Origin of the sequence: Micrococcus sp. EYE_212 (assembly GCF_023147585.1) — a bacterium.
In the GTDB taxonomy this organism is placed as follows: Bacteria; Actinomycetota; Actinomycetes; order Actinomycetales; family Micrococcaceae; genus Micrococcus.
In genome coordinates this window covers 18,515-39,068 of the sequence record NZ_JAHXOZ010000014.1, presented here as the reverse complement: position 1 = coordinate 39,068, position 20,554 = coordinate 18,515, and the positions used below count along the sequence as shown (strand labels likewise).

Here is a 20,554-nt window from a genome sequence, read left to right as displayed (position 1 = left end):
GCCCCCGCCCGCCGCCGCCCAGACCGCGCCGTGGACGGGACGCATCGGTACGGTGGAGGGGACCGCTTGCACGCACGCGAACCGCCACGCGAAAGGGCCCCATGCCGCAGGGAATCTTCGTCTCCACCACCTCGACGGGCGCGGGCAAGTCGCTCGTCAGCCTCGGCCTCGCCGACTCCCTCTACAAGCGCTCCGGCGCCGTGGGCTACTACCGGCCCATCGTCCCGGGGAACGACGTCGAGACCGACCCGATGGTGCTGCTGATGCGGGAGCAGTTCGGCCTGGGCCCCGAGCAGGCCCGCGGCGGCCTCACGGCGGCCGAGGCGCGCACGCTCATGGCCGAGGGCCGCGGCGACGAGGTGCAGGAGCGCTGCGTCGAGCACTTCGACGCGATGTCGCAGGACGCCGTCGTGGTGGTGGAGGGGACCGACCTGATCAGCGCGGACCCGTCCGTGGACCTCGACCTGAACGCCCACCTGGCCCGGAACCTGGGCACCCCCGTGATCGCGGTGGCCTCGGGCGCGGGCCTGACCCCGGCCCAGGCCGCGGACGCCGTGGACCTGGCCCGCCGCTCCCTGGACGAGTCCGGCGTCGACCTGCTGGCCGTCATCGTCAACCGGGCCGGCGCGGGCCTCGCCGAGCAGATCCGTGCCGCGGTGCGCCCGGGCCGCCACGCGTGGCCGGTCTACGTGATCCCGGAGCTCCCCGAGCTCACGCACCCCTCCGTGGCGGAGGTGGCGGACCTGCTCGGGCTGGAGCAGGTGGCCGGCGCGCAGACCCTGGACCGCGACGTCGCCGAGGTCAAGGCCGTCTCCATGGAGGGCGGCAACTTCCTTGAGATCCTCGAGGAGGGCGCCCTCGTGATCGTCTCGGGGGACCGCTCCGACGCGATCCTGGCCACCGTGGCCTCCTCGCTCACCCCGGACTTCCCCACGCCCTCGGGCATGATCCTCACAAACGGGATCCTGCCGAACCGCCAGCTGCAGCGCCTCTACCTGGACGCCTCCTTCCCCGTGCTCGCCACCCACGACGACACGTTCACCGCCGCGGCCAAGGTCTCCCGCGTGCGCGGCGAGCTCTCCAGCGCGCAGCCCCGCAAGACCGCCGCGGCGCTCGGCGCCTGGCACCAGAGGGTGGACGGCGACGAGCTGCTGCAGCGCTTCGACCTCCCCCGCTCCTCCACGGTGACGCCCCTGCGCTTCCTGCACGAGCTGATCTCGCGCGCCCGCGCCGACCGGCAGCGGATCGTCCTCCCCGAGGGCGAGGACGCCCGCGTGCTGCGGGCCGCCGAGATCCTGCACCGCCGCGACGTGTGCGACCTCGTGGTCCTCGGCCCCTCCGCCGCGGTGAGGGAGCTCGCCTCCCGCGAGGGCATCGACCTCACGGGCATCGAGCTCGTGGACCCCGCCGAGTCCCCCGACCTGGAGCGCTACGCCGAGGAGTACGCGCGGCTGCGCGCCCACAAGGGCGTGGACGTGGAGCGGGCCCGCGAGGTCATGCAGGAGGGCGCGTACTTCGGCACGATGATGGTCCACCTCGGCGACGTGGACGGCATGGTCTCCGGCGCCGCGCACACCACGGCCAACACCATCCGCCCCGCGCTCGAGTTCGTGAAGACCAAGCCGGGCGTGTCCATCGTGTCCTCCGTGTTCTTCATGCTCCTGCCGGACCGCGCGCTCGTGTACGGCGACTGCGCCGTGAACCCCGAGCCGAACGCCGAGCAGCTCGCGGACATCGCCGTGGCCTCGGCGGCGACGGCGGCCCAGTTCGGCGTGGACCCGCGCGTCGCGATGCTCTCCTACTCCACGGGCGCCTCCGGCTCCGGCGAGGCCGTGGACAAGGTGCGGACGGCCACCGCGCTGGTCCGCGAGCGCGCACCCGAGCTGAAGGTGGAGGGCCCGCTGCAGTACGACGCCGCCGTGAACGCCTCCGTGGCCGCGTCCAAGATGCCGGGCTCCGAGGTGGCCGGCCAGGCCACGGTGTTCGTGTTCCCGGACCTGAACACCGGCAACAACACGTACAAGGCGGTGCAGCAGTCCTCGGGCGCGGTCGCCGTCGGGCCGGTGCTGCAGGGCCTGAACAAGCCCGTGAACGACCTCTCCCGCGGCACCACGGTGGAGGACATCGTCAACACGGTGGCCATCACCGCCATCCAGGCGCAGGGCTGAAAGGAATCCCCATGACCGACGCGATGAGCTCCGCTCCCGTCACCACCGCGATCCCCACCGTCTCCGCCCGCGAGCTGCCCGAGGAGACCCTCCTGGTGCTCGTGGTGAACTCGGGCTCCTCGTCCCTGAAGTACCAGGTGCGCGAGCTCACCCTCGACGGCGAGGACGCCCCCGATCCCGTGGTGACGAAGGGCCTCGTCGAGCGCATCGGCGTGCCGGGCTCGGGCGTCGCGGACCACGCGGCCGCCCTCGCCCAGGTGGAGGAGGAGATCGCCGCGGTGATCGGGGACCGCCGCCTGGCCGCGGCCGGGCACCGCGTGGTGCACGGCGGGGAGCGCTTCCACGCGCCGGCCCTCGTGACCAACGAGGTCATCCGCGCGATCGAGCGCCTGGCTCCCCTGGCTCCGCTGCACAACCCGGCCGCGGCGCAGGGGCTGCGCGCCGTCGCCCAGCGCTGGCCGGACCTGCCGCAGGTGGTGGTGTTCGACACCTCGTTCCACCAGTCGATGCCGCGGGAGGCCTGGCAGTACGCCCTCCCGGACGAGCTCTACACGGAGCACGGCATCCGCCGGTACGGCTTCCACGGCACCTCGCACGACCTGGTCACGGGGCTCGCGGCGCGGCACCTGGGCATGGAGCGCCGGGCGTTCGACGGCGTCATCCTGCACCTGGGCAACGGCGCGTCGGCGACGGCGATCCGGCACGGCCGCTCGATCGACACGTCCATGGGCTACACGCCGCTGGCCGGGCTCGTGATGGGCACCCGCTCGGGCGACGTCGACCCCTCGATCATCACCCATCTGATCACCACCCACGGCTACACGGCCGAGCAGGTGGACACCCTCCTCAACAAGGAGTCCGGCCTGCTGGGGCTCTCCGGCAACGCGGACATGCGCCAGGTGCTCGAGGCCGCGGAGGCGGGCCACCGCGCGTCCCGGCAGGCTCTGAAGATCGCGTCCTACCGCCTGGCCAAGTACATCGGCGCCTACCACGTGGCCGTGGGCGGGGCGAAGGCGATCGTGTTCACGGCCGGCATCGGGGAGAACTCGGCGCCGTTCCGCGCCCGCGTGCTGGACCGCCTCGAGCCGCTCGGCGTGACGTACGACCCCGCGCGGAACATGGAGCGCGGCGACGACCCCCGGGTGATCTCCGCCGACGCCTCCGCGATCCCCGTGCTCGTGGTCCCCACGGACGAGGAGATGGCGATCGCCCAGCTGGCCCACACCGTGGTGGAGCGCGAGCAGGCCTGGCCGCTGCAGGACTGACCCGGAGCGCGGCAGGTCAGGCGACGTCGCCGATCTGCAGCTCGTTGCCGGGGATCGAGGCCAGCAGCCTCCGCGTGTACGGATGGCGCGCGTTGGTGAAGACCTCCTCGGAGGAGGCGGCCTCGACCAGCTCGCCGTCCTTCATCACGCACACGTAGTCCGAGATGAGCCGCACCACCGCGAGGTCGTGGGAGATGAAGAGGTAGCTCAGCCCCAGCTCCGCCTGCAGGTCCTTGAGCAGGTCCAGGATCTGCGCCTGCACGAGGACGTCGAGGGCGGAGACCGGCTCGTCGCACACGATCAGGTCCGGGTTCAGCGCGAGCGCGCGGGCGATCGCCACCCGCTGACGCTGACCGCCCGAGAGCTCCGCGGGGTAGCGCCGGTGGAAGTGCGCCGGCAGGGCCACCTGCTCCATGAGCTCCAGGGTGCGCGCCCGCCGCTGCCTCGCCCCGCCGCGGCGGTAGGCCTGCAGCGGCTCCTCGATGATCCGCCCCACCGTGAAGGAGGGGTTGAGGGAGGAGAAGGGGTCCTGGAAGACGGCCTGCACCCGCTGACGGAAGTCCTTCAGGTCGGCGCCCTTGAGGGTCAGGACGTCCTTGCCCTCGAAGGTGATGGATCCCGACGTCGGCTCGATGAGCTTGAGCAGCATGCGTGCCGTGGTCGTCTTGCCGGAGCCGGACTCGCCCACGATGGAGACCGTCTTGCCCCGCGGGATCTTGAGCGAGACCTCCTTGGCGGCGTAGAAGTCGTCCTGGCCACGGCTCGCGTACACCTTGGTCAGGTCGGTGATCTCGACCAGCGGGGTGAGGGCGGACTTGTCCAGGGCCACGGTGGTCAGGGCACCGGTGGCGTCCTCGGCCAGGGGCGCCGGCGCGGCCGCGTAGGACTCGGGGAGGAGGCGTGCGGCGGCCACCGACGGCGCCGCCTGCACGAGCGAGCGCGTGTAGGCGTGCTGGGGGTCCTCGAGGATCCGCTGGGCGTCCCCGTGCTCCACCACCGTGCCGCGGTGCATGACCACGAGGTGCTGGGCGCGCTCGGCGGCGAGCCCCAGGTCGTGCGTGATGAGCAGGACGGAGCTTCCCAGCTCCCGGGTCATCTCGTCGATCTGGTCCAGGATCACCTGCTGCACGGTCACGTCCAGGGCCGAGGTGGGCTCGTCCGCGATCAGCAGCTGCGGCCGGCAGGCCAGGCCGATCGCGATCAGCACGCGCTGGCGCAGCCCGCCCGAGAGCTCGTGGGGGTACTGCCTCGCCCGCTTGCGCGGGTCCGGGATCCCCGCCCGCTCCATCACCGCGAGGACCTTCTCCTCCACGTCCTTGCGCGTGGCCAGCCCGTGGGTCAGGAGGGTCTCCCCGATCTGCTGCCCCACGCGCGTCACCGGGTTCAGGTTGGACATCGGGTCCTGCGGCACCAGGCCGATGCTGCGGCCCCGGATGCGGCGCATCTTCGCGTCCGGCATGCCCACCAGCTCCTGGCCCGCGAAGCGGATGGAGCCGCCGGTCACGCGTCCGTTCTGCGGCAGCAGGCCGATGGCCGCCATCGCGGTGGTGGACTTGCCCGAGCCGGACTCGCCCACGATGGCCAGCGTGCCGCCGGCGGGCAGGGTGAACGAGGCGCCCTCCACGGCCTTCACCGTGCCCTGCTGCGTGGAGAACTCCACGTCCAGGCCGCGGATCTCGAGCAGCGGCCCGCCGACGGCGGGCGCGGGCGAAGGTGCCGCGGGCGCGGCAGAGGGTGCCGAGGCCGCGGGGACGGGGCCCTCCGCTCCGGCCACGTGGGAGCCGGAGCCGCGGGCGACGTCGTCGTGCTGGGGGTCCATGGTCAGCGCCTCCGGGAGGTGGGGTCGAGGGCCTCGCGCAGGGACTCTCCCAGCAGGGTGAACCCGAGCGCGGTGACGGCGATGCACAGGCCCGGCAGGAAGGCGAGCCACGGGTTGATGCCCAGCTCGGCCTGGGCGTAGGTGAGCATGCGGCCCCACTCGGCGGTCTCGGGCCGGCCGCCGCCGAGACCCAGGAAGGAGAGGGCGGCGGCGTCGATCACGGCGGTGGCCAGGGTGAGGGTGGCCTGCACGATCACGGGGCCCAGCGAGTTGGGCAGGATGTGGGACATGGTGATGGTGCGCCGCGAGAGCCCGAGGGTCTGCGCGGCCAGCACGTAGTCCGAGCCCTTCTGCGAGAGCATCGAGGAGCGCAGCAGGCGTGCGAACACGGGGACCTGGGCCACGCCGATCGCGATCATCACGGCGGAGGGCGTCTGTCCCAGGATGGCCGCGATGGACACCGCCAGCAGCAGGTGCGGCACGGAGAGCAGGATGTCCACGAGGCGCATCACCACGCTGTCCACCCAGCCGCCGAACCCTCCCGCGAGCAGGCCGAGGATCATGCCGCCCACGAGGCCGAGCGCTGTGGAGACCACGCCGATCAGCAGGGACGCCTGGGCGCCCCACAGCAGCTTGGAGAGCACGTCGCCGCCGAAGCGGTCCAGGCCGAGCGGGTAGCCGGCCACCTCGCCGGGCCCGGGCACGCTCGTCGGGCGGATCTCCCGCATGCCCGGCGTCTCCGTGCCCCCGTACGGGGCCAGGAGCGGGGCGAGGACCGCCACGAGCAGGAAGAGCGCCACGATCACGGCGCCCGCGATGGCCGCGGGGTTGCGGCGCAGCCGCTGGAAGGCGGCCCCCCACACGGAGGTGCCGCGCGCCTCCCCGCCCGGCTCGGTGGTGGCCTGCGTCCGGCCGGGGGCGACGCCGACGGCCTCGACCCCGGGGGTGTCGACGGCCAGCGGGGTGACCGCGCCGTCCGTGGCCGGGTACAGCTCGTCCTCGGCGCCGCGCGCTGCGGGGCCGCCGGAGGCGGGGGGCAGGTTCGCCGTCACTGGACACGCACCCTCGGGTCGATGAGGCCGTAGGAGACGTCCACGACCAGGTTGATGAGCGAATACAACAGTGCGATGAGGATGATGAAGCCCTGCAGCACCGGGAAGTCGAGGTTGAAGATCGCGTCGCGCAGGAACCGGCCGATGCCGTTGAAGGCGAACACCGTCTCGGTGAGCACCGCCCCCGAGATCAGCAGGCCCAGCTGCAGGCCCAGCGTGGTGAGCACGGGGAGCATCGCGTTGCGGAGGATGAAGCGGTTCCGGATGAGCCCGGGGGCCAGGCCCTTGGCGCGCGCGGTGCGCACGTAGTCGGCGTTCTGCACGTCCAGGACGGCCGCCCGCGTGATGCGGGCGATGATGGCCAGCGGGATGGTGCCCAGGGCGATGCCGGGCAGCACGAGGTGCGTCAGCGCATTCAGGGCGGCGTCCCACTCCCCCGTGCTGATGCCGTCCCACACGTAGAGGTTCGTGTAGTGCGTCGCGTCGATCCGCGGGTCCTGGCGGCCGTCCGTGGGGAGCCAGCCGAGCCGCACGGCGAAGACCCACTTCAGCAGGAAGGCCAGGAAGAACACCGGCACCACCACGCCCAGCAGGGAGAGCACGACGGCGAGGTTGTCCTGCCACCGGCCCACGTTGCGGGCCGCCCAGTAGCCCAGCGGGATGCCGAGCACGACCGCGAAGAGGATGGCGAACACGGACAGCTCGATCGTGGCGGGGAAGCGCTCGGCGAACTCCTCCAGGACGGGCCGGTTGGTCATGAGCGAGTTGCCGAAGTCACCCCGGACCAGCCGCCCCATGTAGGTGAGGTACTGCTCCAGGATCGGCTTGTCGAAGCCGTACGCGGCGTTCACGCGGGCCACCGCCTCGGGGGTGGCCCGGTCGCCGAGCAGGGCCGTGGCCGGCCCGCCGGGGAGGCTGCGCACCCACGCGAAGAGCAGGATCGAGAGGCCGAGCAGGGTGGGGATCAGCAGCAGCAGGCGCTTGCCGATGAGTCTGAGCACGGGGAGTCCTTCATCCCAGGCCCGTGGGCCCGTCAGGTCAGGGGACGGCGGCGGCGCAGCGGGTGCGCCGCCGCCGTCGGGTCAGCGAGGGGGCCGGTCAGCCGCGGGGGCGCCGGTTCACTCCGTGAGGTCGACCTGGTTGAAGACCTCGTCGTTGACCGGGCTGGCCGGGTAGGAGGCCACGCGCTTGTCGAAGGCGAGCGACGGCGCCGGGTGCGCCAGCGGGACGGCCGGGACGAACTCGGAGATCTGCTGGTTGATCTCCTCGTACTCGGGCGTCTGCTCCTCGATCGTGGGGATCTGGCGCGCCTTCTCGAGGGCGGTGAAGAGCTCCTCGTTCTCGAAGCCGAACTCGGGCTTCTCCTGGCCGAAGAACACGCCCACGAAGTTGTCGGTGTCGTTGTAATCGCCGGTCCAGCCGAGCAGGTGGATGCCGTGGTCGGCGGTGCCCTGCACCTGGTTCAGGTAGTCCGGGCTCCACTTGGCGGGCTTGGCGTTGACCTTGATGCCCACCTCCGCGAGCTGGTTGGAGATGTTGGAGAAGGCCTGCTCCGGGGTCGGCATGTAGGGGCGGGAGACGCCCGTCGGGTAGTTGAAGTCGATCGTGAAGCCGTCGGGGTAGCCCGCCTCGGTCAGCAGCTGCTTCGCCTTCTCCGGGTCGTAGTCGTAGGTGGTGACGTCGTCGCTGTAGCCGTTGACCGAGTCCGGGATGAACTGGGTCGCGGCCTTGGTGCCCTCCGGCAGGGTCTGCTGGATGAGCGCGTCCTTGTCGATCGCGTGGGCGATCGCCTGGCGGACCTTCACGTCCTTGAGCTCCTCCTGCTCCTGGTTCATGCCCAGGTAGAGGATGGTGAACGGATCGCGCTGGATCACGTTGAACCCGGCGTCGGCGAGGGCCTTGGTGTCCGCGGGGGCCACGAGGTCGTAGCCGTCCACGTCCCCGGCCTCAAGGGCCTGGCGGCGGGCCACCGGGTCGTCGATCACGCGGAAGGTCACGTCCGTGACCTCGCCCTTGTCCCCCCAGTAGTCCTCGAAGGCGGAGAGCTTGATGTCCGAGCCGACGCTCCACGAGTCGAACTTGTACGGGCCCGTGCCCGTGGGGTGCTCGCGGGCGTACTCGGACATCTCCGGGGATTCGGCGGTGCCGCCGATCTCGTCCGCCTTGTACTCCTCCATGGCCGTGGGGGACTGCATGCCGAAGGCGGGAAGCGAGAGGGAGGGGATGAACCCGGCGAAGGGCTGGGCCAGGGTGACGGTGGCCTTGAGGTCCTCGGTGGCGTCGCACGACTTGTACACGGCCTTCTCCGGGGAGTCCGCGAAGCCGCGGAACAGCTTGCCGTAGTAGTAGGAGACGGTCTCGGCCTGCTGAATGCCCTCGAAGTTGTACCAGCGGTCGAAGTTGGCGCACACGGCCTCGGCGTTGAACTCCGTGCCGTCGTGGAACTTCACCCCGTCCTTGAGCTGGAACGTGTGGGTCAGCCCGTCCTCACTCGACTCCCACGACTCGGCCAGGAGGGGGGCCGGGTCCGCCGTGCCGGGCTTGGTGCCCACGAGGCCCTCGAAGATCTGCCGGGACACCCGGAAGGACTCGCCGTCCGAGGCGAAGGCCGGGTCGAGGGTCTTCGGGTCCGAGGAGGCGGCGAAGATGAACGAGCCGTCCACCTGCTGCGCGTCGGAGCCGGCCGCGGAGCTGTCCGCGCCGGTGTCCGAGCGCTGGCTCTGGGCGCATCCGCTGATCAGGAGGGCGCCTGCTGCGGTGAGGGCGGCCGCGGAAAGGAAGCGTCGCTGAAGGGGGGAAGCCATGGGGTCCTCCTGGGGAGAGCTCGAGGAAGGTCTCACGTGCGAGTGAGGCACCTCACAGGGGAGGTGTTGATCGGGAGTGTAACCCTGATCACAGACGGATGCGGCATCGACACGGCGTCCCGTCATCTCCGGGACGCCGGCGGCCTCAGACCCCCGCGCGGTCCCGCCGACTCCGCCGCTCGGCGACGGCGTCGGCCGCCCAGCGCAGCACGTCCTCCGGCCGGTTGGTGGTCAGCTCCTGCACACCCTGGGCCAGGAGGAATTCGACGTCCGCGCGCGCGTCCACGGTCCACACGCGCAGCCGGCGCCCGGCCGCGAGCCACGCCTTCACGTCAGCGAGGTGGGTGCGCACGTACTCCACGGACGGGCCGGCAAGGCTCGCCCGGCCGCGCCACACCATGGCCTCGGAGTCCGCGAGGGTCTGGCGCACCGTGGCGCGCACGGCGGCCCGGGAGAGCGGACCGCGGGCGATGCGGGAGGGGATCTCGGCCGGCATCACGTCCACGAGCGGGCACAGCGCGTCCGGGCCCGTCAGCGGCGCCACGTACTGCAGCGCTCCGGGGTGGAAGCTCATGAGGGAGACGCTCACCTGCCCGAGCAGGCCCGTCTCCGGGTCCCAGCCAGAGGTGAGCAGCTCGCGCAGCACGCGCTCCTCGAGCTCGTGGCCGTACGGCGAGGGGTGCTTGAGCTCCACCGCGAGGCGCAGCGGACGGTCCGCCGCCGTCGCGATCTCGAAGAGCTCCCGCAGGGTGAGCACCTGGTCCTCCGGCGCGCCGTACACCGGGGGGATCTGGCCCGCCTGCGCTCCCGGCCGCGCCCCGTCGCCCGCGCGAGGCCCGCGCGTCGCGTGCCACGAGGTGACGTCGAGGCCGCGCAGCCGCTCCAGGGTGTGGTCCGCGAGCGCGCCGGAGCCGTTCGAGGTGCGGTCCACGGTGGGGTCGTGCCAGCAGACGACCTCGCGGTCCTTCGTGAGCTGCACGTCGCACTCCAGGCCGTCCGCGCCCACGGCGAGGGCGTGCAGCATGGCGGCGCGGGTGTGTTCGGGGAAGGCGGCGGACGCACCGCGGTGGGCGATCACGAGGGGGAGCACGCCCAGAGCGTAGGAGCGGCGGGTGCCCGGAGCCCTGACGCCAGGCGGCGGGCTGGTTAACTGGAGGGGACCATTCGGTTCACCCCGGCGTCCTCTCCGCCCGGTCCTCCGTTCCGCCCGCTCCAGGAGCCGCACGTGTCCCTCTCCGCCGCCTCGGACCAGCAAGTCCTCAGCGCCGCCTCCCTCGAGCGCGCCGCCGGGCTGCGCCGCATGAAGTCGGTGGCCACCGGCCTGCTCGTGGCGCTGGCCGTCGTGTTCGTCATCGCGTTCCCACTCCAGGAGGTCCATCCCGCGTGGGGCTTCGTGCGCGCCGCGGCGGAGGGCGGCATGGTGGGCGCGCTCGCCGACTGGTTTGCCGTCACCGCGCTGTTCCGCCACCCCGCCGGCATCCCCGTGCCCCACACCGCCCTGATCCCTCGGAAGAAGGACCAGCTCGGGGCGGCGCTGCGCGAGTTCGTGCAGGAGAACTTCCTGGACTCGGACGTCGCGCGGGAGAAGGTGGCCGGGCTGCAGGTCGCGCACGCGGCCGGCGGCTGGCTGCGCCAGGACGCGAACGCCCGGCGCGTGGCCGGGGAGGTCGCGACGGCGGCACGGCACACCATGGCCGCCACCGACGATGAGGCCGTGCAGCGCCTGCTGCAGCAGCTGATGCAGAAGCACATGGTGGAGCCGGACTGGTCCCCCACGCTCGCCGGCGTGCTGGACTCCGTGCTGGCCGGCCGGCACCACGACAAGGTGGTCGAGCTCGTGGTGAACCACACGGGCGACTGGGTGGCCGCCCACCCGGAGATGTTCATCGAGACGGTGCGCCGCCGCTCCCCCGAGTGGAGCCCGGACATGGTGGACCGCCTCCTGGCGGAGCGCCTCCACGCCGAGACCCTGAAGTACCTCGCCGGCATCCGCTCCGACCCGGACCACGAGGCCCGCCGCTCGGTGGATGACTGGCTGGACCGCCTCGTCCGTGACATGCGCGAGGACCCGGACACGCGCGCCTCCGTGGAGCGCTTCAAGGCGAGCCTCTTCGCGGACGAGCGCCTGCGCGGCTGGGCCTCCCGCGCCTGGACCACCCTGCGCGACTCCCTGCTGGACGCCCTCGCCGACCCCGCCTCCGACCTGCACCGCGCCCTCGTGGCCGCCCTGCAGGACCTCGGCGGGCGCCTCCAGGACGACGCCGAGGTGCGCGAGCGCGTGGACGGCTACGCGCAGCGCGCCGCCGCCTACGCGCTCAGCTCCTACGGCCCGCAGCTGACCGGCGTGATCGAGGAGACCGTGGAGCGGTGGGACGGCGAGCAGACCTCCCGCACCCTCGAGCTCCTCGTGGGCCGGGACCTGCAGTTCATCCGCATCAACGGCTCCGTGGTCGGTGCGCTCGCCGGCCTGGCCATCCACACGCTGGCCACACTGCTGTTCTGATCGCCCCCGCCCACGACGACGGCGACGCACCCCGCGTGGGGGAGCGTCGCCGCCGCGGGCCGGCAGGAGAGGACGTCAGGACCTCGTCGAGTCCTTGTCCTTGCCGCCCGGAAGGGCGCGCAGCAGGCCGCCGAGGAAGCCGCCGTCGTCGTCCTTCTCCGCCTGCACGGACTCGCCGCGCAGCTCGCCGGGGATCACGGCGGGCAGCGGGCCGAAGAGCTGACGCGCGTTCTCCACCACGGCCTTGCCCATGGCGCGGTTGCCCACGCCGCCGATCACGGCTCCGATGCCGAACGGCACGGCACGGCCGATCATGCCCGCGCCCTGACGCACGAGGAGGCGCTTGAAGAAGCGCCGCTTGAGCTGGTCCATCATCATCGCGCCCACCCCGGCGCCACCGGCCGCGCTCGAGGTTCCCATCAGGGCGTTCAGGCCCGCCATGGAGTCCTGCTTCGCCCCGGCCTTGCCGGCGGCCTCGCGCAGCAGCTCCTTGGCGTCGTCGCCGAGCATGAGCGTCATCACGACGGCCCGGGAGCGCTGGGGGTCCGCGGTGCTGATGCCGTGCAGCTCGGCGAGGGACTGCCCGTAGAGCGCGGTGGCCTCGAGGAAGCCCACGACGGCGGCGGCCGACAGGCCCAGCGCGGCCACGGTGCCGACGCCCGGGATGATCGCGGTGCCGCCGACGGCGGCGCCAGCGCCGGTCACGGCGTTGAGGTACTGCTCGCTCAGGCGCTCCGCGAGCTGGTCCGGGGTGTCGCCGGGGTGCTTCTCCCGGAGACGCTGGATGTTCTTCAGCACCAGCGGACGCTGGATGTCCAGCGTCTTGAAGACCACCTTCTCGAACGCCTCAGTGGGGTTGCCGTCCTCGTCGAGCGCGGACTTGAGGGCCAGGTTCGTCGCCTTGTCCGACGCGAAGCGGCCGATCGTCGAGTTCTTTGCCATGCGGACCACCGTAGTGGCTGCGCACGGTGTGCGTCAGGATCCCGGCGGCGCGGCGGCGAGGGTGTAATCGAGGAAGATCCGCACGTCCCGCACCTCGTCCGGGTGGGTGGCGTGCAGCATGCCGGGGTAGGAGCGCACAGTGAGCAGGGTGTGCGCCTCGGCCCACCCGCGGGTGTGCGCAACGGCGTCCGGGTTGATCACGGGGTCCTCGACGTCCCGGCCCCAGAAGAAGGGGCGGGGGCCGGGGCCTTCGACGGGCGAGTCGAGCATCGCCAGCAGCTCGTTGTCCACGGCGAAGCCACTGAGGCCCACCCCGCACGTGAAGGCCTCGGGGCGCAGCCGGATGACCGTCGTCGCCATGGCCATGCCCTGGGAGAAGCCGAGCACGGAGACGGAGCGGAAGCCCGCGTCGGCCACCTCGGGCGAGCCGAGGACGTCGAAGACGCGGTGGGCGGCGGCGAGCACCTGGGCGAAGTCGGACTGCAGCAGCAGGTCCAGCAGGAACCAGCCGTGCGCGCCCGGGTCTCCCTCGCCCTCCGTGGCGGACGCGTCGATCTCGAAGCCGCCGCGCACGGCCAGGCCGGTGCAGCGCTCCGGGAGCATGGGGAAGAAGGTGCGGGCGGCCCGGCGCTCGTTGGAGCCGTAGCCGTGCAGCACGAGGACGAGGTCCGTGCCGGAGCGCTCGCCCGCCGGACGGGACCACGCCACGGCATTTCCTGAGCTGAGCGTCTCGATGTCTGGCGTGGAGGCGGAGGCCATAGTTCCATCCTAGGTGGGAAGCCCGTCTCCCCGCCGCCGGCGCCCCCGTTCGAGCGCTACGCCGCCGCGCTCGCCGCCCTGCCGGCGGACGAGCGCTCCCGACCCCTGGGCCTCCTGGACCTCGACGCCTTCCGGGCCAACGCCGCCGCTCTGCACGCCCGCGCAGGCGCCGTGCCCGTCCGCGTGGCCACCAAGTCCGTGCGCATCCGCCGCGCGATCACCGAGGCGCTCGACCAGCCCGGCTTCACGGGGATCATGGCGTACTCGCTCACGGAGGCCCTGTGGTGGGTCGAGTCCGGGCGGACGGACGTCCTGGTCGCCTACCCCACCACGGACGAGGCGGCGCTCACCGCGTGGCAGCCGCTGCGCCGCCTGCGCGTGGGGGCCCGGCGCTCGGCCGTGCGCACCCCGGAGCAGGCGCGCGCGCTCGCCGAGCGGATCACGCGCACCCCGGGGCTGCGCCTCTCCGGCCTCCTGGCGTACGAGGGACAGGTGGCCGGCGTGCCCGAGGGGAGCGGCCCGCGCGCCGCCGCGATCCGCCTGGTCAAGTCCCGCTCCATCCGGGACCTCTCGTCCCGCCGACCGGCCATCGTGGCGGCCGTGCGCGCGGCGGCCCGTGCCGCGGGCGCGGACCTGGACTTCGTCAACGGCGGCGGCACCGGCTCCGTGGAGTCCACGGTGGCCGAGGGTGCGGTCACGGAGATCGGGGCGGGCTCCGGGCTCATGGGGCCGGCCAGCTTCGACGGGTTCCGCGGCCTCGGGCTGCGGCCGGCGAGCTTCTTCACGCGCCCCGTGGTGCGACGCCCCGCGGCCGATGTGGTCACGGTGGCCGGCGGCGGCTGGATCGCCTCGGGCGTGCCCGGCGCGGACCGCTCCCCCACGGTCGCGTGGCCGGCCGGGCTCTCCTACTCCAGCCAGGAGGGCGCCGGCGAGGTGCAGACGCCCCTGCGCGGACGCGCCGCCGCGGGCCTGCGCCTCGGCGACCCCGTGTTCTTCCGCCATGCCAAGGCCGGGGAGCCCGCCGAGCACCTGCACGCCGTCGCGGTGTACTCTCGGGGCGAGGACGCCATCGTGGACCTCTGGCCCACGTACCGGGGCGAGGGCAGGATGTTCTCATGACGCGCCCCCTCGCCCTCCGCCGCCCCCGCTCGGGGCGCCCGGGCCTCCCCGCCCGCCGCACGTGGTCCGGCGGCCACGCCTGGAGCCCCGCGCGCGAGGCGCGCCCGGAGTCCGTGCCGGAGCTGGCCGACGTCGTGGGCGCCGCCGCGCAGGCGGGCCTGCGAGTCAAGCCGATCGGGGCGGGGCACTCCTTCTCCCCCATCGCCGCCACCGACGGCGTCCAGCTGGACCTCTCCGCGCTGTCCGGGCTGAGCGCCGTGGATCGGGAGGGCGGGCGGGTGCGCGTGCTCGCCGGCACGCCGCTGCACCAGCTCGGCCCCCTGCTGGGTGCGCACGGGCTGGCCCTGGCCAACATGGGCGACATCGACCGGCAGAGCGTGGGCGGGGCCTTGAGCACCGCGACCCACGGGACGGGGCTGGGCTTCACGGGCTACGGGGGCATGGTCACGGGACTGCGCCTCGTGACGGCCGACGGTGCCGTCCGCTGGGCCGACGCCGACCACGAGCCCGACCTGTTCCAGGCCGCCCGGGTGGGCCTCGGCGCCCTGGGCATCATCACGGAGGTGGAGCTGCGGACGGTCCCGGCGTTCCTCCTGCACGCCCGGGAGCGCAGCGAGCCGCTGGACGCCGTCGTCGAGTCCTTCGTGGAGCGCTCCCGCGCCGCGGACCACCTGGAGTTCTCCTGGTTCCCCGGCACGGACCTCGCGCTCACCAAGGAGAACACCCGGCTGCCGCTCACGGCAGGGATCGACCCTGTGGACCCCGTGCGCACCGCGGTGATGGAGGAGTTCCTCTCCCACGGGGTCTTCGGGGGGATGTGCCGCCTCGGGGCGCGCGCTCCCCGTCTCGTGCCCCTGCTGAACCAGGTGTCCGCGCGCGGCGTGGATCAGCGCACCTACACGGACGTCTCCTACCGGGTGTTCGTGGCCGAGCGCGCCGTGCGGTTCCGCGAGATGGAGTACGCGGTGCCGCTCGAGCGGTTCGAGGAGGCCTTCGCGGGCCTGCGGCGCATCGCGGCCGAGCGGGCCGCGGCCGGGGACGCCGTCTCCTTCCCCGTGGAGGTCCGCACCGTGGCCGCCGACGACGTCTGGCTCTCCACCGCGCACGGGCGCGAGTCTGCGTACCTCGCGGTGCACTGCTACCACCGGGAGGACCCCACCGCGTACTTCGCGGCGGCGGAGGAGCTCTTCGTCTCCCTGGGCGGGCGCCCCCACTGGGGCAAAGAGCACGACCGGGACGCGGAGTGGGCCGCCCGCGCTTACCCGCGGTTCGCGGACTTCACCGCCCAGCGCGACGCCGTGGACCCGGGACGCGTGTTCGCCAACCCCTACCTGGAGCGCGTGCTGGGGGCGTGAGGAGGGCCCGGACCCTCCGCGGACGCGCCGGGCCCCGTAGACTCGCCCCGCACGCCCACCCGCACGCGCGACGCACCAGCATGGAGGACGCCCCGTGGCCATCATCATCTCCGGAGGTCGAGGACGCCGCAGCGGCTGCGGCTGCCTCGGCTGCCTCGGCCTGATCGGCCTCGCGCTGTTCCTCCTGTCCGTGCTCGGCGTGTTCGCCGGCGGCATCAGCACCGTCCCGCCGAACACCCCGCCGGACCCGTCGCCCCGCTCGCAGAGCGGTCCGCCGAACCCGTTCACCGCCACGCCGACGCCGAGCGCCACGCCCACCGCCCAGCCGGGCTCCGGGTCCGCGGCACCGACATCGGGTGCCGGGTCCGCGGCACCGACGTCGGGCTCCCCGGCGTCGGGCTCCCCGGCCTCCTCCTCGGCCTCCGCCACCTCCGGCCCGGCCACGTTCGACCCGTTCCCCACCGAGACGGCGGGCTCCCCCACCCCGTCGGGCACACGGTCCTGGAGCCTGTCCACGCCGTGATCCGCGGGGGCCCGCACCCCTAGACTGACGGCATGAAGCGCCTGCCCCCCACGCTCGTCGCTCGTGTCCGCACCGCCTCCAACCGCGTCCGCAGCCGCGCCACCGGCGCGGACATCCACCCCACGGCCTGGGTGAAGGCCGGCGCATGGATCGAGAAGGGCGCGGTCATCGGCGCCTACACGTTCGTCAACCGCCGCGTGGAGATCGACAACGGGACGACCGTCGGCGAGCACGTGGCCATCGCGCCGGGCGTGCGGATCGTCACGGCCTCGCACGAGCTCGGGCCGGCCCGCCAGCGGGCGGGGAAGTTCAGCATGACGCCCGTGACCATCGGCGACGGCTGCTGGCTCGGCGCGGGCTGCACGATCCTGCCCGGCGTGGACGTGGCCCCCGGCTGTGTGGTGGCCGCGGGCGCCGTGGTCACCAAGAGCACCGAGCCGAATGGCGTGTACGCGGGCATCCCCGCCCAGCGCATCCGCGACCTGGGCTGACGGGCTCCGCTGCCCTGAGGGGTCACGGCACGCCGCGTCCCGTGACGGCGAGACGGCGTGCCGTGACCACCCCGGGCGAAGCGAGGCGGGACTGCGCGTCCGGTGGGCCCCGCGGGGATCGAACCCGCGACCGGCGGATTAAAAGTCCGATGCTCTGCCAGCTGAGCTAGAGGCCCTCACCCGCTCGTCCCCTGGGCGGCACTCGGCCGGCGTCGGCGACCCTCGCGGGTGCCCTGCCATGGTAGCCGAGGCCTCGCGGGTCTACCGTGGCGTGCGTCCCGCCGCCGTCTGCCCCGGAAGGAGCAGCACACCCATGCCCCATCACCGCTCCCCTGCCGGACGCGGCGCCAGCTCGAGCGCCTCCGGCCTCACGCGGCACCATCGCCCCCGCGTGTCCCGGCCCGACGAGCTCGCGCACTTCGCCGGGGGCGAGGAGCCGCAGGAGGTGGCCGCCGCGGCCTCGCGCCTGGCCCACGCCCTCGTGACGGGCGGGCGGGCGGAGGAGGACCCCGCCGTCGTCGCCCGCCTCGTGGGGCTCGTGCGCGAGCTGGGCGTGGAGACCCTCGCCGAGCTCTGGTCGGACGCGCCCGCCGTCTCCCTGGCCGGGGCCCTGTGGCGCCTCTACGCGCTCCAGGAGGCCACGGCCCGCGACGGCGAGCGCTGGGCGGCCTGGTACCGCGCCGGGCACGGGGCCCACGCCGCGCGCGCCGTGGCCGGCGCCGTGGAGCCGCCCGGGCCGGAGGAGCTGCGGCGCCTCACCGACACCATCCTCACGGGGGCCTACCGCTCCGATCTGGATGTGGCGTTCGAGCGGGCGGCCGCCTACGCGCGGGTGGCGGCTCTGGGGCAGGTCAACCACGCGGAGGCCGCCGAGGCGGCGGACCCCGCGCACGCGGCGCGGCTCACGGCGCGTGCCGCCCGCCTGGTGTCCACCGCCGATGCCCTGGAGGCGGCCGCTCGAGGCTGGCGCGACGGCTCGTTAGACTAGGAGGCGACGGCGTCGGGCCGCTGGTAACCCCGGGCTCCAACACATAGCCGCCACGAGCGGCCTTCCGCCGAGAGGCGTTCCCGGTCCGGCGTCGTCGTGACACCTCCCCCGACCTCCGATCCCGGCGGCCGCGCCGCCCGCCACACCGCCGGACCGCCGCTCCCGCGCGCAGAAAGCACGGTGCCCGATGTCCCCCCGCCTGCCCTGGCTCACGACCCGGGACACCCCCGCCCTGCGCCACATGGCGGACCTCACCCTCGCGCTCGGCAAGGCCGTGCAGACCGTGGCCCAGGTGCCGGGGGCGAAGGGCGAGGAGCTGGACCGCATGGAGCGGGACCTCATGGAACTCGACGCGTCCTCCTCCGCCTCGCTCATGGCCTTCCTCACCGCCCTGCGCAGCGCGTACGTGACGCCGCTCCCCCGCCAGGACCTGTACCTGCTCGCCGGCGGCGTGCACACGGCGATCCAGCGCGTGGTGGGCGCCGGCCTGCTCATCCAGCGCGCCGGCCTCGACGAGCTGCCGCCCCACGCCCTGGACGTCCTGGAGACCGTGGGGCGCCACTCGGACCTGCTGCGGCGCGCCACGGGCGAGCTGCGCGACCTGGATGCCCTCGAGGACACGTGGATGCAGCTGCTGCGCGCCTCCCGTCGCACCGACCGGATCATGGTCAGCTGGCTCGCCGACCTCGGCCGCGACCTCCTGCAGCGCGACTTCCACCGCCAGCGCGAGGTGGCCTGGGCGCTGCAGTCCGCCCTGGAGGCCCTTGCCCGCGTCAACACCGACCTCGGCGTGGTGCTCGTCCGTGAGTCCTGAGGCGGGAGCGGCCCGATGACGGCGGGTCTCGGCATCGTCTTCGCCCTCCTCTGCCTCTTCGGCGTGGTCATGGGCTTCCGCGACGCACCCAACTCCGTGGCCCTGCCCGTGCGATTCCGCGCCCTGACGCCGCGCCTGGCCCTCGTCATGGCCGCCCTGCTGAACGGGATCGGCGTGGTGCTGGGCATGGGCCTGATCACCCTCAGCGTCTCCTTCTTCACCCCCCACGTGATGTCCGGGGTGGTGGGGCACATCACCGTGGCCACGGCTGTCCTCGTGGCGGTCGCGTGGGGACTGCTGATGTGGTGGCGGCGCATTCCCGGCTCCACCACCCATGCCCTGCTCGCCGCGCTGGCCGGGGCCCACCTCGCCTCCCACCTCGAGCTGGGGCACGAGCTCGAGCTGGTGGTCATGGACCGGGTGGGATGGGAGGTCGCCGTGGGTCTGCTCCTCTCACCCCTCCTGGCGTGGGGGCTCGCCCGCGTCCTCACCCCGCCGCTCGTGCGGCTCGGCACCACGGGCTCCACGGTGAACGTGCAGCACCGCGCCCGGATCGCCCTCGCCGTCTCCGGGGGCGCGACGGCGGTGGGCCACGGCGTGCAGGGCGGGCAGCGCCTGGGGCTGCTCTGGGCCATCTTCTTCATGGGCGCAGGCGTGCCGCCGGGCGCCCCCACGGCGTCCTGGGTGTTCGGGCTGAGCGCCGCGGTCTTCGCCCTCGCGATGGCCATGGGGACGCTGGGCGGGGCATGGCGGATCGCCTGGACCCTCACGGAGCGCCTCGTGGCCCTGGACCCGCTGCGCGCGGCCGTGGCGGCCGCCGTGCCCGCGGGCCTGCTCTTCGTGGGCTCCCTCGTCCTCCACCTGCCGCTGTCCTCCACCCACACCCTCACCGCCGGCATCGTCGGCGCCGGGCAGACGCAGACCTACGCGTCCGTGCGCTGGCCCCAGGTGCTGCGCGTGGTCGCGTGGTGGCTGCTCACGCCGCTGGCCTGCCTCGGCGCGGCCCTGCTTCTCGGCCTGGCACTCCTCCTGCTGGTCTGAGACCGCACACGGAGACGACGAGACCCCGCCCGGGTGGCCCAGGCGGGGTCGCGACGCAGCGGGAGCGACTCAGCCGAAGCGGCCGGAGACGTAGTCCTCGGTCTGCTGGTTCGAGGGGCTGTTGAAGATGAGGTTCGTGTCGTCGTACTCGATCAGCTTGCCGGGCTTGCCGATGCCCTGGATGTTGAAGAACGCGGTCTTGTCCGCCACGCGAGCGGCCTGCTGCATGTTGTGCGTGACGATGATGACCGTGTACTGCTCCTTCATCTCGTTGATGAGGTCCTCCACCGCGAGGGTGGAGATCGGGTCGAGCGCGGAGCAGGGCTCGTCCATGAGGATCACGTCCGGGGACACGGCCACGGAGCGGGCGATGCACAGGCGCTGCTGCTGGCCGCCGGAGAGGCCCGAGCCCGGCTTGTCCAGGCGGTCCTTCACCTCGTTCCAGAGGTTGGCGCCGCGCAGGGACTTCTCCACGATGGCGTCCGAGTCGGCGCGGTTGAGCTTGGTGCCGTTGAGCTTGTAGCCGGCCAGCACGTTGTCGCGGATGGACATCGTGGGGAACGGGTTCGGGCGCTGGAACACCATCCCGATCTGCGAGCGGATGGACACGGGGTCCACGCCGGAGCCGTACACGTTCTCGCCGTCGAGGAGCAGCTCGCCCTCGACGTAGGCGCCGGGGAGCACCTCGTGCATGCGGTTGATGGCGCGCAGGAACGTGGTCTTGCCGCAGCCGGAGGGACCGATGAACGCCGTCACCGTGCGGGGGGCGATGTCGATGTTGACCTCCTCCACCGCCTTGAACTTGCCGTAGTAGACGTCGACGTCTTTGGCCTGGATGCGCTTGGACATGAGAGCTGGTCTTCCTTTACGAGGATCGCTGGGGAGCGGAGGTCTGGGTGGGCCGTTCGGCC

18 protein-coding genes and 1 tRNA gene are annotated in these 20,554 nt (G+C 73.3%); 10 read left to right on the top strand and 9 right to left on the bottom strand.

Going from position 1 to position 20,554, the window contains the following annotated elements; translation table 11 throughout:
• The first annotated feature begins 101 nt into the window (after positions 1–101).
• Positions 102–2,168, top strand: a complete 2,067-nt coding sequence (gene pta / locus KZX60_RS09610; RefSeq protein WP_248117879.1) for a phosphate acetyltransferase — start codon at positions 102–104, stop codon at positions 2,166–2,168.
• An 11-nt stretch (positions 2,169–2,179) separates the two neighbouring features.
• A complete protein-coding gene (locus tag KZX60_RS09605) occupies positions 2,180–3,433 on the top strand; it encodes an acetate kinase (protein ID WP_248117877.1) in 1,254 nt (417 codons plus the stop codon).
• A gap of 16 nt (positions 3,434–3,449) precedes the next feature.
• Here the strand turns inward: KZX60_RS09605 and KZX60_RS09600 are convergent, their stop codons facing one another.
• The 5 genes from KZX60_RS09600 to KZX60_RS09580 all read right to left on the bottom strand — a co-directional run bounded on the left by KZX60_RS09600 (position 3,450) and on the right by KZX60_RS09580 (position 10,198).
• On the bottom strand, positions 3,450–5,252 hold the full coding sequence (locus KZX60_RS09600; RefSeq protein WP_248117875.1) for an ABC transporter ATP-binding protein: 1,803 nt from the start codon (positions 5,250–5,252) through the stop codon (positions 3,450–3,452).
• A gap of 2 nt (positions 5,253–5,254) precedes the next feature.
• The gene (locus tag KZX60_RS09595) at positions 5,255–6,211 is read right to left on the bottom strand and encodes an ABC transporter permease (RefSeq protein WP_248117916.1); all 957 of its coding nucleotides are present in this window, start codon (positions 6,209–6,211) and stop codon (positions 5,255–5,257) included.
• Positions 6,212–6,300: 89 nt separating this feature from the next.
• Entirely contained in the window at positions 6,301–7,305 is a 1,005-nt protein-coding gene (locus KZX60_RS09590) for an ABC transporter permease (protein WP_248117872.1), read from the bottom strand.
• Between the two features lie 117 nt (positions 7,306–7,422).
• Entirely contained in the window at positions 7,423–9,108 is a 1,686-nt protein-coding gene (locus tag KZX60_RS09585) for an ABC transporter substrate-binding protein (RefSeq protein WP_248117870.1), read from the bottom strand.
• A 145-nt stretch (positions 9,109–9,253) separates the two neighbouring features.
• Entirely contained in the window at positions 9,254–10,198 is a 945-nt protein-coding gene (locus KZX60_RS09580) for a glycerophosphodiester phosphodiesterase family protein (protein ID WP_248117868.1), read from the bottom strand.
• A gap of 135 nt (positions 10,199–10,333) precedes the next feature.
• Between KZX60_RS09580 and KZX60_RS09575 the strand changes: the two genes are divergently transcribed.
• Complete coding sequence (locus tag KZX60_RS09575) at positions 10,334–11,611, top strand: DUF445 domain-containing protein (protein WP_248117866.1); 1,278 nt, start codon at positions 10,334–10,336, stop codon at positions 11,609–11,611.
• A gap of 75 nt (positions 11,612–11,686) precedes the next feature.
• Here the strand turns inward: KZX60_RS09575 and KZX60_RS09570 are convergent, their stop codons facing one another.
• Together KZX60_RS09570 and KZX60_RS09565 are read right to left on the bottom strand one after the other, a co-directional pair.
• On the bottom strand, positions 11,687–12,553 hold the full coding sequence (locus tag KZX60_RS09570; RefSeq protein WP_248117864.1) for a hypothetical protein: 867 nt from the start codon (positions 12,551–12,553) through the stop codon (positions 11,687–11,689).
• 33 nt (positions 12,554–12,586) lie between these two features.
• Positions 12,587–13,312: an alpha/beta hydrolase gene (locus KZX60_RS09565; RefSeq protein ID WP_248117862.1), complete on the bottom strand. Its 726-nt coding sequence runs from the start codon at positions 13,310–13,312 to the stop codon at positions 12,587–12,589.
• A 183-nt stretch (positions 13,313–13,495) separates the two neighbouring features.
• On the opposite strand from KZX60_RS09565, the gene KZX60_RS09560 reads away from it, so the two are divergent.
• The 4 genes from KZX60_RS09560 to KZX60_RS09545 all read left to right on the top strand — a co-directional run bounded on the left by KZX60_RS09560 (position 13,496) and on the right by KZX60_RS09545 (position 16,800).
• Complete coding sequence (locus KZX60_RS09560) at positions 13,496–14,431, top strand: amino acid deaminase/aldolase (protein WP_248117860.1); 936 nt, start codon at positions 13,496–13,498, stop codon at positions 14,429–14,431.
• A complete protein-coding gene (locus tag KZX60_RS09555; protein ID WP_248117858.1) occupies positions 14,428–15,786 on the top strand; it encodes a D-arabinono-1,4-lactone oxidase in 1,359 nt (452 codons plus the stop codon). Before KZX60_RS09560 ends, KZX60_RS09555 begins: the two co-directional genes overlap by 4 nt.
• Before the next feature lie 94 nt (positions 15,787–15,880).
• Positions 15,881–16,309, top strand: a complete 429-nt coding sequence (locus KZX60_RS09550) for a hypothetical protein (RefSeq protein WP_248117856.1) — start codon at positions 15,881–15,883, stop codon at positions 16,307–16,309.
• 32 nt (positions 16,310–16,341) lie between these two features.
• Positions 16,342–16,800: an acyltransferase gene (locus tag KZX60_RS09545; RefSeq protein WP_248117854.1), complete on the top strand. Its 459-nt coding sequence runs from the start codon at positions 16,342–16,344 to the stop codon at positions 16,798–16,800.
• A 103-nt stretch (positions 16,801–16,903) separates the two neighbouring features.
• Here KZX60_RS09545 and KZX60_RS09540 read toward each other — a convergent pair.
• Positions 16,904–16,976 (bottom strand) — tRNA-Lys (locus KZX60_RS09540).
• Positions 16,977–17,113: 137 nt separating this feature from the next.
• On the opposite strand from KZX60_RS09540, the gene KZX60_RS09535 reads away from it, so the two are divergent.
• From KZX60_RS09535 to KZX60_RS09525, 3 genes are all read left to right on the top strand, one after another.
• The gene (locus KZX60_RS09535; RefSeq protein WP_248117852.1) at positions 17,114–17,788 is read left to right on the top strand and encodes a hypothetical protein; all 675 of its coding nucleotides are present in this window, start codon (positions 17,114–17,116) and stop codon (positions 17,786–17,788) included.
• Positions 17,789–17,975: 187 nt separating this feature from the next.
• Positions 17,976–18,602, top strand: a complete 627-nt coding sequence (locus KZX60_RS09530; RefSeq protein WP_248117850.1) for a hypothetical protein — start codon at positions 17,976–17,978, stop codon at positions 18,600–18,602.
• Between the two features lie 15 nt (positions 18,603–18,617).
• Positions 18,618–19,643 carry an inorganic phosphate transporter gene (locus tag KZX60_RS09525; RefSeq protein WP_248117848.1) on the top strand — a complete coding sequence of 342 codons (1,026 nt, stop codon included), beginning with the start codon at positions 18,618–18,620 and terminating at the stop codon, positions 19,641–19,643.
• Positions 19,644–19,712: 69 nt separating this feature from the next.
• Here the strand turns inward: KZX60_RS09525 and pstB are convergent, their stop codons facing one another.
• Positions 19,713–20,492, bottom strand: coding sequence for a phosphate ABC transporter ATP-binding protein PstB (gene pstB / locus KZX60_RS09520; protein WP_248117846.1), 780 nt, complete (start codon positions 20,490–20,492; stop codon positions 19,713–19,715).
• Positions 20,493–20,554 lie beyond the last annotated feature (62 nt).